Below are 13,721 nucleotides of genomic sequence, written 5' to 3'. Positions count from 1 at the left end.
TTAATATGTACAGGAGTTAGTATGTTCATACAGGGATTGGCAGGTTCATTTCCGGGGCATAACTGTTTTAAAAGAGTATTACTATTTTGACCTTTTATTATATATTTAATATTTTAATTACAGGTGCTATAGTGGCTGGAATCAACTCCCTCCGGGATCTTAAAAATGCCTCGGGCTCTGCATACTCTGCCTCATTTATTCTTCAAGGTAAAGTGGGGCGGTTTGCGCCTGTTTTGCTAGACTTGCTGTTTTTCTTAGGGCCTTCTATGATTCTTGCCGTCCATATGAGTGTTGACAGTTATCCGGACCTGTTGATTTCCGGGGCAGCATCCAGATACAGGATGCTCTGGGTTATTGGAGTGGCTCTGGTCTACAAATACTGCCTGATAGAAGGACTTTCCCGTTATACCCTCGCACAGGGGGAAGACATTTTCAGGGGTTTCAGGCACATTCCGGGCCCTCAAAATTGGGAAGTAATCTTTATTATGTGCATCTACACACTTGAACTGCTAGGCTTCGGAGGCATCGCCTTCTTTGCGGGAACTTTTCTGGTGCAACTTTTCCCGGGACTTCTTTCCATAAAACTGATGGCAATTATTTCTCTGATCCTGGCGGGTCTCTTTCTCTATAAATGTCCATACTCTTTTTTTGAAAAACTTGTATCTTTGTTTGCAGGCTTGATAATAATAGGAACTTTTTACACCTTACTCGGGACGGGAATTCCTTTTGTAAACGTGCCCCAGGGGCTTGTCCCTATTCTTGAAAAAGAGCAGCTAATTACGGTTATGGGGCTATTGGGGGCTGCCGGTTCAAGCCTTTCCCTCCTGTTCTACTCTACCTGGCTCAAGGAAAAAATAGGGACAAGGCATGGAGAAGCTTATTTTTCCACACATTTCAGGAACGTAAGAATCAGCCAGGGGCTCGCTTTCTGGCTGACGGGGATTTTTTCTTTTGCCTTCATGACTATCGGGCTTTCTTCAGGCTCAAGTACGGATTTCTTTAACGGGCTCTATCTTTCGCTCAATAAACTGCCTTACGGAGTTCCGGTATTCATTTTAACTTCGTACGTTGTTTTTGTTGCCCTAATCCTTACCGGAGTTGACGGAAGAGCCCGGGCGATTGCTTCGATCCTTAGAGGAACGGGGATAAGTTTCAGGGACGAAACAACGCTCTACAGGGGAATAATCTCCGGGCTTGTAATTGTCCTTGCCTTAATAATCAGCTTCGGAGAGCCTGGAAACATCCTCACGTGGGTTTCTGCCCTCGCATCAATAATGTTTGCATTAATCGGTTTTATGGTAGTCTATCTTGACTTCAAGCTCCCGGCATATGCAAGAGGGTCAAAATTATGGCGCTTGCTCATGGTTGCAGGCAGCTTTTTATTCCTCTTTGTGGCGCTCTTAAAGGAAGAACAGTTCCTGCTTTTCGGGGTCCCTTTGATGGAAAGGGTTACTGTGGTTGCTTTTGTCATATATATGTTCAGCAGCTCAAAAAATATGAGGTCAGCCCTGGAAAGAGGCTTTTCAATGGCTGACCGGGCCCTGATAGTGATGGTCTTCGGCACGCTTTCCATTTACGGGACCACTCAGGCAATTCTCTTTGACAGGGCGCTTATCAACTTCAGGGATCTCGGGCCCATGATTGCCGGACTGCTGGGAGGACCCGTTCTCGGGGGCTTTGCAGGACTGATAGGAGGACTCTATCGCTATTCCCTGGGAGGCTGGACTTCCCTGCCCTGTGCGGTTGCAACGATTCTTGCCGGCGTCCTGGCAGGCTATGCCGCAATCTGCTGGAAGGGCAAACTGGATTATCTAAGGCTTACCGGGCTTGGCGTCTTCGTGGAAGCTATCCATCTCCTGGTGATTTTTCCTCTCCTCGTCTATCCCGCACCCCTGGAAGACATCCTGGCCCTTATTCGGAGTTTCCTGCTCCCAATGACCCTTACGAATGTGTTCGGACTGGCTCTCTTCCTGTATATCATAAAAGAACAGAGCTTTTTCCTTGAAAACAGGTTCGCCTCACGCATACAGGAAACAGGAGGCCTGAAAGTTTCACTGCAGGCTTTAACTGCCCTTATATCCATGCTTGCACTTTTAATTTTAGAGGGAAGCTTCATGACAACCGGTATCCAGCTAATCGAACACTTTGTGGTTGCGGCTTTTTTCCTCTACATTCTCTCAGGGACTGCCGTGGTAAAAAACTCTCTCAAAAGCAGCCTGAACCTCAAGGAGCAGAGCCTCCTGGCTCTGGATTTTGGCTTTCTCTCGGTCTACGGGACTCTACAGGCAATCCCGGTAGGAGAGATTCTGGTAAATTTCCGGGACCTCGGGCCCATGCTTGCAGGGCTGCTCTGCGGACCCTTTACAGGAGCAGTTGCCGGGTTTATGGGCGGTTCTGTTCGCTACATGCAGGGAGGCTGGACAGCTCTTCCGTGTGCAGCGGCAAGTATAGCTGCAGGTATCCTGGCCGGAGTGCTTTCGAAGCGCTGGCAAAAAAAACTAAGTTATTCCAGGCTTCTTTTCCTCGGAGTCTTGGTGGAGAGCCTGCACTTATTCGTACTGCTCCCGCTTCTTACATATCCTGCACCTCTCTCCGATATTCTGGAAGTGGCCCGCAGTTCCTACCTGCCGATGACCGTGATAAACGTGCTGGGACTTTTGTTTTTCCTCTATGTGATCCAAGAACTTAACCCGACGGACCCCGGAAACTTAAAACCTGCCGGTGAAATCAATGCAGGAAAGACGGAAAGTCCGGCACTTATAAAGCCACTTGCAGTCTCTGTACTCCTATTCCTTGCTATTGCCAATGACCGCTATCTGCTCAACGTTGCTGTCCCCCTGCTTGAAAGGGTGCTTGTGGTTACTTTTTCTCTGTACCTGTTCAGCCGTACGGAAACCCTCTGTGAAGCGGTTGAAGGCCAGCTTTCCGCAAGCAGCAGGATCTGGCTTGTAATGTGCTTCGGCTTGCTCTCTGTCTACGGCACGATGCGAGCTGTCCCGGTAGATGGGATCCTGGTCAATTTCAGGGATCTCGGGCCCATGCTTGCAGGGCTTCTGGGGGGACCGCTAATCGGAGGACTTGCCGGACTTATCGGAGGTATCTACCGCTTAAGCCAGGGCGGGTGGACTGCTGTTCCCTGCGCCGTTGCCACCATTGCTGCAGGGCTTGTTGCAGGAGGTTTTTCGATATTCTGGAAACGGAAACTTAACTACCCTAGACTCATTTTTTTAGGGGCTCTGGTCGAATGCCTCCATCTCCTTGTAATTTTCCCGCTACTCGCCTATCCGGCTCCGCTAGAGGACATAATGAGTGTTATCCGAAACAGCCTTCCCTCCATGCTCCTGGTAAACGGGCTTGGCCTGGTCCTCTTTTTGTATATTCTGCGGGAACGGGGACTTGATCCCGAAGGACACAAAAAAGAGCATTCATGCGAGATGTTTTCCGCCCCCCCTGAACCGGGGAGGTAATCTTTACTTTAGCCGAATACCCCGCAGCTTGCTGTGGGGATGGACACTTCCCCGAGAACCTTTGATGATATAAGATTTATCAAATCCATTTTTGTTTGGTAACTTCTGCTCGAACTAAACCGTATAAGGTCTATTGTCTTCTTTTACGGGATTTAGAGCGAGGGCCTGAACATACCCCGTTACTTGCAGCGGGGTGCGCCAACGTAACTTAGATTATGTTTTTGTCTTTGCTTTCAATTTCCCACCTTTCTGAACCTGATTTTGAATTCTGTTCCTGCATCCCTGTTAAGTTTGATGCTCCCATCTATCTGTTCTACAAGAATGCTTACAAGCTGGAGCCCGAGGGAATCCGTATTCCTGAAATCGATATTTTCAGGAAAGCCCCTTCCATTATCGGCTACAACCAGCGTAAACTGCAGGTCCTTTTCATCCTCAGAACACCTTACCATACCCATTTCACCCTTTTCACAGGATCTTCTCTCTGAACCCTTTTCGATGTCCTTTTCACCCCTTTCTATGCTCTTTGAACCCTTTTCGATGTCCCGTTCTACTTCGGAACTGCTGCTTCCACATTCTCTTTCGTAATCTTTCGCTCTTGAAAGGCTTATACGGATTTCTCCACTCTTTCCTGCGGGGAAAGCATGCTTTAAGGAATTCGAAACCAGCTCATTTACGATGATGCCGAGAGGAACTGCGGTATCCATTCCCAGATAAATCTGCTCAAGGTCCAGTTTCAGGTCAATTTCCCTGTCTCCGACGGTATATGAGCTGAGAAGGTCTTCGGTCAGCCTGCGGAGATAAAACGCAAAATCAAGGGTCTCCATATCCTTTCCCTCGTAAAGCTCTTCATGAATCAGAGCCACGGAAGCTACACGGTTCTGGCTTTCCCTGAAGGCTTCAAGGGTTTCCTTATCACTGAACTTTTCCGCCTGGAGGCTGAGTAACGAGGAGATCACCTGCAGGTTATTTTTAATTCTGTGATGAATTTCTTTTATGCGGGCTTTCTCTGTCCTGGAAAGGGTTTCTTCAGCCATTTTACGCTGGGTGATATCATGAACAAAGCCCTGGAATTTCCCCGGGGTTCCGGAATCTCCTGAAAGAGGCTGCATAATTTCCCTGACCCATCTTATTTCCCCGTCTTTTCTCCGTATCCTGTATTCCAGCTCAAGAGGGGAACCAGAGGTGGACTCTGCCCTTTTCATGTTTGTAAAAATGAGGGGCTGGTCTTCAGGTGCGACTATTTCGGTCCACTTCACCTTTCCTGAAATGAAGTCTTTTTTACTGTAACCCGTGATCTCTTCTACAGCCCCGTCAAAGAACGTCGGAACACCTTTCTCGTCAAGCCGGAAGCCAATGAGCCCCTGGATGTTCTGCACCAATGAGCTGTAATGTTCCGCTTTTGTTTGCAGGTCCTCAGTTGCAGGTTCACCTGCAGGTGTACATTTCTCTACCCCAAGCATCCTGTAAATTCTTCCCTGGTCATCTTTAAGGAAAGTAGTTTCTCTCTGCAAAGCTTCTTCCCTGAATTTGAGCTCCCTGAAAAGAAGGCTGCAGGGCTCGTCGAAGCCTGTTTCCACGATTGCGATATATATCAGGTAAAAAGATAGGACGTTAAAAATGTGCCCGATAAAATTGAAAAACTCCTCAGTATATGTATAGTGGGTAAGAGCCAGTTCAGCAAGGATTGATAACGCTATCGCTGTTGTGAGTATCCTGAAAACATGTTTTTCGAACCTGTCTCTTTTTCGGTACAGGAGCACCAGCGAGCCTATGAATAAGAAAGAGATGAAATACTCACTGTATATTTTAAAAGGAGTGAGCCCACAGCTTTTTAAGTAACAGGCCGGAAAGTTCCCATAATGAAAGATTGAGAGCAGGAGAGCAGCCGTAATAACAGCATATACAAGAAAAACTTCCCGGGCAAACCGGTCATTGCCCGCGGTTTTTACATTCCTTTTCCCATCCAGTGCAGCACTGGTCAGGAGCAAAGGGGCTACAAAAAAGGATACACCGCCCAGGTACCTTATAGAAATCCAGAGCTGGGCAGGGAGGTTTGCCCCGTACCCTGGAAACACGCCTATTCTTTCATATGAAAATGCGCGCAAAAAACCGAGGCATGCTATGAAAAAAAGTGCTGTCCCGACAAATGTAAGATATCGGTTTTCCGAAATGACTTTCATTCGTCATCGGTTAAGGGACAACGTATCTAATTTGCTGTAAATTCACAAATTGACACTCCCAGAATCTCCTTTATTCATCGAATTTGACAACATGCTGATTATTATCAAAATATCAGCCTGGTAATGATTGACTACCTATGTGTAAATGAGATCACAAAAAGTCATAGATATTATTATCAAATTTATATATATTATAGACTATAGAAACGTAGTTTAGAATCTAAGGAACTGCCACAAAATAATTTGGGCATGATATTTACGAAGTAAATTCTAAATTGGTGACATGGTCATAAAAATCAGGGAATCAAATCGAAACCTGTACATCACTGAAACAGGAAAGAATGCAAGTTTGATTCTGAAAGGTATTTAAGTTTTCAACTGCGTTGCAATTCCGATCTAAAGCATAGCTTCCGCTATCTGTTTTTACATTTTCCATTGTTAGAAGCTCATTTCAATTAGTCTGGAAACTCGGGTAAAATTTCTGTCTCACTTTTCACCCTTATTTTCGTCCTCAAGCTTCGCGTTTATTTTCTCTTCACAGAGCTCTTTTCCTTCCTTTGCAGCCTCGTTCCCCGGGCTGAGTTTCAGCGCCCTCACGTAGCACTTGAAGGCTTCCTTATATTCCCCGATCTCGCAGAGGAGTTCTCCGCCCCGGAAGAGGGAGTTCAGGTGGTCGGGGTCGCTTTCGAGGGCGTGTTTGTAGGCGTCCAGGGCTTTTTCTTTATCTTCGAGCTCGGTAAATACCTGGCCTTTCCAGTACCAGGTCTCGGCGTTGTCGGGCCTCATGAGGGGAGCCTTGTTCCGGGAAAAGAAGCTGAACCTGGGGAGCTTGCAGGCCCAGTCCGAAGCTTTTTTGGGCTCCATTGCCAGGGCTTCGTCAAAGGTCTCAAGGGCCTTTTCAGGAAGTCCCATCCTGAAATAGACCACGCCTTTGCTGGTCATGGTTTTCGGGGACCCGGGGTCAAGGGAGAGCGCCTTATCAAAAGCTTCGAGCGCCTCTTCATTCCTGCCAAGGGCCGAGAGCACAAAACCCCGGTTGGACCACTCGGTTGGGCTTTCAGGGTTCAGATCCAGAGCTTTGTCAACGACTTCCAGGGCTTCTTCGTAGTTTCCTAGCTTGAAAAAAGCCATCCCACGGCAGGACTCTGTTTTAAAGACTTTTCCAAGTAAATTGTTTGCGCTCTCCTCTTTGCCATTTTCGAAAAGGAGGTCTGCCATTTCTTTCCAGGTCTCAGCGGCTTCCCCGTAAGCCTGCAGGGCTTCTTCATACTTGCCCATCTCGAAAAAGACCCTGCCTTTGCCGGAGCTTTCCTCGGCGGATTTTTCAAGGGTTTTAAGCGTTTTTGCCATTTTTGCCATTTTTTTGCCTCATATCCACAACAGTAAGAAGAATCAAAATTAGTGTTCTCGGAAGCGATCTTTCCAGAGCTGATTTTCCCAGAACTATCAGATCAATTTCCATTTAAGCCTGAGAAAATTATCCGGATAAATATGTGGAGTTTTATAATATATAATGTTCTGAGTCCAGAACAGGATCACTGAAAGATACCGAAACCAAATCCTGAAATAATATCTGAAGTTATTAATTAACAGGTGAAAAATATGAGCAGCGAAATTGAAAGTCCGGAATGTTGCCCCAGATTTGATCCCACACCCTGGGACGGAAAAGTCTTCGAATGGAACAATAAAAGGTTCATCAAGGATACAGTCTCCACTCAGCTTTACGTGCCTCTGAACTTTGCGGAGGTGATAATCAGGATGAACGAGAAAGTTGCAAGGGCTGGTGCGGAAATCCCGGATTGGCTCTGTTTGTCGGACCACACCTCGGAAAGCAATATGGACCTCTACCTGGCTGTTGATAGGGAGGTTGAGGGCGCCGAAAACGTAACATTGAGCGGGAAGTTTTTGAGCAAAGTGTATGAGGGGGATTTCGAAAATACTGGCGAATGGTGCAGGGACTTTGAAGCCTACGCAAAAAGCCAGGAGCTTGCAATCAAGAAATGGTATATGTGGTATACCACCTGTCCCGAATGTGCAAGGAAATACGGGAAAAATTATGTCGTGATTATTGCCGAAGTCTGAACAATGACTCCTTTTTACTCCGGAATAACCTGTGCTGGTTGAGGATTTCTACATAGCCATTTCCCGAACCTATTTAACCCGTAATCCCTGATACAATGAAGGGTAATAAGATGAATGAGGTTAAAATTCTAGGAGTGAGCGGAAGCCCCCGAAAAGGCGGGAATACCGATATCCTGCTCGACAACTTTTTGAAAGGGGCGGAATCGGCAGGGGCTGAAGCGAAAAAAGTCCTTCTAAGGGAATATTCGATCGAGCCCTGCATCGGCTGCGAAGCCTGCAGGAAAGCCGGGACCTGCATCCGGTTCCACGACGGGATGGAACTCCTTTATCCCGAAATAGAGGAAGCTAAGGGCCTGATCCTCGGCTCTCCAACCTACAACTACAACGTAACCGCTCCGATGAAAGCCTTCATCGACAGGCTCTACCCCTACTACAATTTCACTGAAGAACGCCCGGGCCCCTACTCAAGCAAGCTTGGAGACCAGGGACGAAAGGCCCTTGTGTTTACAGTCTGCGAACAGGAGAAACTTGAAGAAATGGGCTTTACGCTCGAAGCCCTCGGAATGCCTCTTGAAGCCCTGGGTTATGAGGTGCTGGAAAAATTCCTTGCTACCAGGTGCTTTGCGAAGGGTGCGGTTTCAAAGAATGAAGAATTGCTCGAAAAGGCCTTTGAGAGCGGGGAAAAGCTTGCAGAAGCTCTTCGCTAAGCCGGTGGAGGGGGAATCTTCCGAAGAAAGGTTGATTTTTGAGTTCAAGTGCTGCAGAAAGCCCGGACGCAATCATCTGATACAGTCAAAAACTGAAAGCATCGTCTGGAATGAGAAGTGAGAAGTGAGAAGTTTGAAACTGATGCTTTGGGAATAATTTCTGCATCTTCCAGGATTTTTTCAGGGAAAAGCCGGCCGCCTTCGGCGCCCGGTGAGAAGATGGGGTTCGACCTGAAGCAGAACGAACAAACGTGGCCCTGAAACCACTTATCATTTTTGACATTTCGGTTATTTTTTACTTACTTTCTCCCGCAAAACTCACTTTCTCCCGCAAAACTCACTTTCTCCCACAAAACTCATTCCGTGCTTCCACCAGAGCCTTCAGGTTTTTCAGCGGGGTTTCCGGCGCAAGCCCGCAGCCCGGAGCAAGCACATCGACACCCATTTGCAGGCACTCAAAGGCTTCTCTCTTTACATCTTCCGGCTTCCCGGCAAAGAGAGTCCGGGACGTTGAGACATTTCCGATTACAGCTGCTCCGGCTTCATGGGCTGTATGCACGGCGCTTTTCAGGTCTTTTATGCCTTCCTCAAGGCTGAGCCCGTCAAACCCGCACTCTGCCATATCATATATTATACTGTCAGCAGCCCCGCAGATGTGGAGCACGCTTTTGCCACCTCCGAGGGCTTTTGGGATCCTGGCCATCCCGGGCTTTATCAGGCTCCTGAAGGCGTCAGGGGAAATCATGTCAGGGGAAGAGACGGCATCGGCTATGACGACCACATCGGCTCCCCTTTTCAGGCACTCCCGGGCGTATAGTATACAGGCGTCGGTGCAGAGTTCTACCAGCCTCGTTATAATATGGGGCCTTTTGATTGTCCATTTAAGGAAGCGGGTGGCTCCGCAGAGGTAGGTTGCAAGGTCTGCAGGGCCTTCCATGCCCACGATGAGGGGAAGGTTCGAGCCGGCTTTTTCCCTGAGGATTTCCGTGGCTTGCAGGACAGCCGGGATCCTGCCCCTCTCCAGCAGGTCTGCAGGCAGTTCGGGGACCACGGAGGAACTGTCCAGGGGGCCGCTGAGCACAGCCGGGGTCCTGGCTTTCGTGCCGGGGTCAATCGTGCAGCCCAGGGCTTCTCCTAGCACAACCGTGTCAAAGGGGTACCTGAGGGTTTCAAAAGAAGCGTTGGCATACTGTGAAAAAGCAAGCACTGCCATCTTTTCGGGCTGGCTGTCAGCCTCGGGGCGGGCTGCCCCGCTAAGGTCCATAAGGTCGAGCACGGGTGCGGTTGTAAAAGTGCCTACAGGTATCCTTGCAGGGGTTTTGCCTTCGAGGGTGCTGAGCAGATCTTTCCTGAAATACGGTTTTTCCATAAAAATGACCGGGTTATTGTCTTTTACTGGCCTTATTTGCTCTGGCTATTATTTGTGCTGGCTATTATATTACATTGTTAGCATGGTGGCTACTATATTACATTGTTATTTACATTGTTATTATTGAGAGTTGGTGTCGTATAAAAGAGCTTGATGAGATGAGCTAAAAGTAAAATGAGCTAAAAGACAAGATGAGCTAAAAAATCAGAATAAAAAATAGAGAGGGAAAGAGAAGAGAAAATTACTCCTCTCCGATCCATTCGTTTACTTTTTCGGGGTTGTTCTCGACCCACTTTGAGGCAGCCTCTTCGGGGGTCATGCCGTTTTCAATGTCCATCATGACGGCCTGGATGTCGTCGTGGGTCCACTGGAAGCGGGTGAGGATGCCGTAGAGCTCGGGCTTTTCTTCTTCGAGGCCGAGCCTTGCAAGGGTTTCAACGTGATCGGCGTCGCCGTAGGCGCCTTTGGGGTCGTCAAGGTATTTGAGGTCCCAGCGGTTGAAAGACCAGTGGGGGGACCAGAGGGTTACAACAACCCATTCTTCGGAATCAACAGCCTTTTTCAGGGTGGCAGTCATTGCGGCACCGCTGCCTGAGACCAGTTCCATGTCCAGGTCGTACCCGGAAATTGCGGTTTCGGAAGCCTGCATGATTCCGGCTCCGGGGTCGATCCCGATGATCTTGCCGTCAAACTTCTCCTTTTCGGAATTGAGTTCTTCAATGGAGTCGATGGCCACGTAGGAAGGCACAACGAGTCCGATCTTGCATCCTTCCAGGTTAGTCTGGACAGAGTCGAGCTGTTCCCCGTAGGTTTCCCAGTAGTTCTTGTGGGTGTAGGGAAGCCAGGCTGAGGTGGTAAAGTCGAACTGGCCGTCAGCGAGTCCCTGGTAGAGGGGGCCGGCATCGACAGCAATTATTTCCACTTCGTAGCCAGCTTCTTCAAGCACCTGCTGCATGACGTTGGTGCTTGCAATCTCCCCGTCCCAGAGGACGTAGCCGATCTTCACCTTCTCATCGAATTCCGAAGGCCCTGTTCCGGCATGCGCAGCTTCTGCCCCTTCTGCCGCTCCTGCCGCTTCGTCTCCTTTCTCAGCACAGCCTGCCGCAAACAGGGCAAGCCCGAGCATCAAACATATAACTAAAACTGATCCGAGCTTTTTTATGTTCGGATTATTCTTTGTCCTGATCAAAATATTCACAACCGGTATTTGATATGACTTTTTTAATTTTTTTAATTTTAATTTTTGAAGTTTAATTTTTAAGTTATTAAATTTTTTAATTTCTTAATTTTTTTAATTTTAATTTCCTTATCTACATATGGAAGGTTTTTACGAGGGGTTTGGAATAAATGATGGACCTCCTTCACAGGTGAAATCGGGGGAAGGAGGAATCCCTGTAAAAGTGATAGGGTTTGAAAAGTGGCTTTTTAAGGGTGGTTTTTGAACCGTTTAACCTTAAAATTGCAGTTCCGGAGGGGGAGGGGGTGTTCCTCCCTGTTCCTTCCTTCACGAACCCTTTTTGCCACTTTTATTTCCCTTTATTTCGGGCTGAGGTGCTGGGTGATCCGGTCAAGGACGACCGCAATTATGACAATGGCAAGCCCGGCTTCGAAGCCGAGGCCGATGTCTATCCTCTGGATCCCGAAAAGGACCTGGTACCCGAGCCCGCGGGCTCCGATCATGGCTGCGATGACCACCATGGAGAGGGAGAGCATGATGCACTGGTTGATCCCGGCCATGATGGTGGGAAGAGCCACAGGCAGTTCGACCTTTGCAAGTTTCTGCCAGCCCGTGGAGCCGAAGGCGTCAGCAACCTCGGTCAACTCTTTTGGAACCTGCCTGACCCCCAGGTTGGTGAGCCGGATTGCAGGGGGCATGGCAAAGACAACCGTTGCGATCATGCCAGGGACGTTTCCGAGCCCGAAAAAGATCAAAGCGGGGATCAGGTACACAAAAGACGGCATGGTCTGCATGAAGTCAAGCGAGGGTTTTACAATATGGTAAATCACGGCGTTTTTTGCGCAGAGGATCCCTACGGGGACCCCGATAAGCAGGGCCATGAAGGCAGAGGAGAGCACAAGGGCAAGCGTCTCTATCGAGAGCTCCCAGAGCCCCATGTTCTCGATAAGGAAAAAACCGAATGCAGTCCCGGCTGCAAGCTTTATGTTGCGCCTTCCTGCAAAGTATGCTAGCAGGGAAATGCCCACGATAAAGAGTTCGGGGGGCAGGAAAAGCAGGGCATCTTTCAAGGCGGAGATGAGAAAATCAAGCTGGTCGCTTACGAGGTCCAGGACCGCCCCGAAATGTGTTTCGATCCCGTCAACCGCAAATTCAACGGTATTTCCGATAGGAATCCGCGGAATTACCATGTTTTCACCTCGAGCTCGCCCTTAAGTTCAGGCCTGGCAGGAGCCTCAGTTCTGGCCCCCACCTCCGGAGCAGGAGCCACACTTCTGGCCTCTACTTCAGGAGCAGGCCCGCTTCCAATGACATTATCAATAATGCCTTTATCGATAGGGCCTTTGTCAATAATGCCCTTATTGATACTGTCTTTGTCAATGATACCGTTGAGGCCGCCGGAGCTTTCCGGGTCCGGGGGGCCGGCTTCACCTTCATTTTTCCCGGTGCGCACGGTTTCCTCAAGGTCAGGAGCTTCAGGCCCGCCGGTTTCTTCGGTTTCCCCGGCTATTGCAAGTGCTCCGAGCACACTGCCGCGGACGATGATCCCGAGCAGTTTTCCGGCGTCGTTGACCACGGCCAGGGGGTACTGGCTGTCTGCGATAAGGGGGATTACTTCGTTTAAGGGCATGTCAGGAGGCACGCGGGGGATTACGGGAATCATCACGGCTTCCAGGCTTTTTCCTGTTTTCATGGCATCAAGGGCGTCATTTATCATGAGAATGCCCATCAGGCGCCGGTTCTTTCCTTCCACTACATAGATAGAGGATATCCCGCGCTCCTTCATAAGCTGCATGGCAACCCTGGGGCCGGAGCTCAGGGAGACAAACGGCTCGGGGCGCTTCATCACCGATTCGGCGGTGAGGATCTTTGACCTGTCGACCCCTGCAACGAACCTGGATACGTAAGAGTCGGCAGGCTCGGTCAGGATCTCTTCGGGAGTCCCTATCTGGACGACTTCCCCGTCTTTCATAAGGGCTATCCTGTCCCCCAGTTTGAGAGCTTCGTCAAGGTCGTGGGAAACGAAAATGATGGTCTTTTGCACCCGGTCTTCAAGGGAGAGCAGTTCGTCCTGCATGTCGCTCCTGATCAGGGGGTCAAGGGCACTGAAGGCCTCGTCCATGAGCAGGATGTCCGGGTCGTTGGCAAGGGCTCTTGCAAGCCCGACCCTCTGCTTCATGCCTCCGCTGAGCTGGGTTATTTTGCTCTGCTCGTAGCCTTTGAGCCCCACGGTCTCGAGGGCTTCCCGGGCTTTTTCATAGCGTTCATCCTTCGGGATTCCCTGGATCTCAAGCCCGTACGCCACATTTTCGAGCACGGTCCTGTGGGGGAGCAGGGCAAAGTTCTGGAACACCATCCCGAGTTTGGTCCTGCGAGTATTCCGCAGTTCTTCCGCACTCATTTGCGTGATGTCCTGCCCGTCAATCAGGATTTCCCCGGCAGTTGGCTCGATAAGGCGGTTTAAGCAGCGTAAAAGAGTGGACTTCCCGGAACCCGAAAGCCCCATTATGACGAAAATCTCCCCATCGTAGACTTCGAAATTGACGCCGTTAAGCCCGATGGTCTGTTTCGTTTTTTCAAAAATTTCACTTTTGGATTTCCCTTCCTTAAGAAGGGAGATCACTTTCTGGGGGTTCTTACCAAAAATTTTGGTTATATTTCGTACTTCTAGTTTCACATTTTTGTTCACAATAATACCCCGGTATGACCGAAGCGGCTATGTAGAAAATTATCATGATA

The 13,721-nt window shown here is 49.0% G+C and carries 9 protein-coding genes; 3 read left to right on the top strand and 6 right to left on the bottom strand.

Features of this window, described 5'->3' with window-relative positions:
* Window positions 1–266: 266 nt before the first annotated feature.
* A complete protein-coding gene (locus FTO70_RS06515; protein WP_255334938.1) occupies window positions 267–3,467 on the top strand; it encodes an Nramp family divalent metal transporter in 3,201 nt (1,066 codons plus the stop codon).
* Between the two features lie 233 nt (window positions 3,468–3,700).
* Here FTO70_RS06515 and FTO70_RS06510 read toward each other — a convergent pair whose 3' ends face one another.
* Window positions 3,701–5,647 carry an MASE3 domain-containing protein gene (locus FTO70_RS06510; protein WP_255334937.1) on the bottom strand — a complete coding sequence of 649 codons (1,947 nt, stop codon included), beginning with the start codon at window positions 5,645–5,647 and terminating at the stop codon, window positions 3,701–3,703.
* Window positions 5,648–6,133: 486 nt separating this feature from the next.
* Window positions 6,134–7,006, bottom strand: coding sequence for a tetratricopeptide repeat protein (locus FTO70_RS06505; protein WP_255334936.1), 873 nt, complete (start codon window positions 7,004–7,006; stop codon window positions 6,134–6,136).
* Between the two features lie 243 nt (window positions 7,007–7,249).
* Here FTO70_RS06505 and FTO70_RS06500 point away from each other — a divergent pair, with 243 nt between their 5' ends.
* Together FTO70_RS06500 and FTO70_RS06495 are read left to right on the top strand one after the other, a co-directional pair.
* Complete coding sequence (locus FTO70_RS06500) at window positions 7,250–7,729, top strand: hydrolase (RefSeq protein WP_255334935.1); 480 nt, start codon at window positions 7,250–7,252, stop codon at window positions 7,727–7,729.
* Between the two features lie 110 nt (window positions 7,730–7,839).
* Entirely contained in the window at window positions 7,840–8,436 is a 597-nt protein-coding gene (locus FTO70_RS06495; protein ID WP_255334934.1) for a flavodoxin family protein, read from the top strand.
* Between the two features lie 337 nt (window positions 8,437–8,773).
* Here FTO70_RS06495 and mtaA read toward each other — a convergent pair whose 3' ends face one another.
* From mtaA to FTO70_RS06475, 4 genes are all read right to left on the bottom strand, one after another.
* Window positions 8,774–9,805 (bottom strand): methylcobamide:CoM methyltransferase MtaA, encoded by a 1,032-nt coding sequence (gene mtaA / locus FTO70_RS06490; RefSeq protein WP_255334933.1) that lies wholly within the window; start codon window positions 9,803–9,805, stop codon window positions 8,774–8,776.
* Window positions 9,806–10,046: 241 nt separating this feature from the next.
* Window positions 10,047–10,931, bottom strand: coding sequence for a glycine betaine ABC transporter substrate-binding protein (locus FTO70_RS06485; protein WP_255334932.1), 885 nt, complete (start codon window positions 10,929–10,931; stop codon window positions 10,047–10,049).
* A 410-nt stretch (window positions 10,932–11,341) separates the two neighbouring features.
* A complete protein-coding gene (locus FTO70_RS06480) occupies window positions 11,342–12,172 on the bottom strand; it encodes a proline/glycine betaine ABC transporter permease (protein WP_255334931.1) in 831 nt (276 codons plus the stop codon).
* Complete coding sequence (locus FTO70_RS06475) at window positions 12,166–13,605, bottom strand: glycine betaine/L-proline ABC transporter ATP-binding protein (RefSeq protein ID WP_255334930.1); 1,440 nt, start codon at window positions 13,603–13,605, stop codon at window positions 12,166–12,168. Before FTO70_RS06475 ends, FTO70_RS06480 begins: the two co-directional genes overlap by 7 nt.
* Window positions 13,606–13,721: the final 116 nt, after the last annotated feature.

This window comes from Methanosarcina sp. KYL-1 (assembly GCF_024372725.1).
In the GTDB taxonomy this organism is placed as follows: Archaea; Halobacteriota; Methanosarcinia; order Methanosarcinales; family Methanosarcinaceae; genus Methanosarcina.
The sequence above is the reverse complement of the archived record's forward strand: the minus strand, read 5'-3'. Positions and strand labels throughout refer to the sequence as shown.

What these genes read in the sequence shown, in the direction of transcription:
- FTO70_RS06515 (WP_255334938.1), top strand. Translation starts at nt 267, where the DNA reads ATGATTCTTGCCGTCCATATGAGTGTTGACAGTTATCCGGACCTGTTG.
- FTO70_RS06485 (WP_255334932.1), bottom strand. Translation starts at nt 10,931, where the DNA reads ATGCTCGGGCTTGCCCTGTTTGCGGCAGGCTGTGCTGAGAAAGGAGAC.
- mtaA (WP_255334933.1), bottom strand. Translation starts at nt 9,805, where the DNA reads ATGGAAAAACCGTATTTCAGGAAAGATCTGCTCAGCACCCTCGAAGGC.
- FTO70_RS06510 (WP_255334937.1), bottom strand. Translation starts at nt 5,647, where the DNA reads ATGAAAGTCATTTCGGAAAACCGATATCTTACATTTGTCGGGACAGCA.
- FTO70_RS06505 (WP_255334936.1), bottom strand. Translation starts at nt 7,006, where the DNA reads ATGGCAAAAATGGCAAAAACGCTTAAAACCCTTGAAAAATCCGCCGAG.
- FTO70_RS06495 (WP_255334934.1), top strand. Translation starts at nt 7,840, where the DNA reads ATGAATGAGGTTAAAATTCTAGGAGTGAGCGGAAGCCCCCGAAAAGGC.
- FTO70_RS06480 (WP_255334931.1), bottom strand. Translation starts at nt 12,172, where the DNA reads ATGGTAATTCCGCGGATTCCTATCGGAAATACCGTTGAATTTGCGGTT.
- FTO70_RS06500 (WP_255334935.1), top strand. Translation starts at nt 7,250, where the DNA reads ATGAGCAGCGAAATTGAAAGTCCGGAATGTTGCCCCAGATTTGATCCC.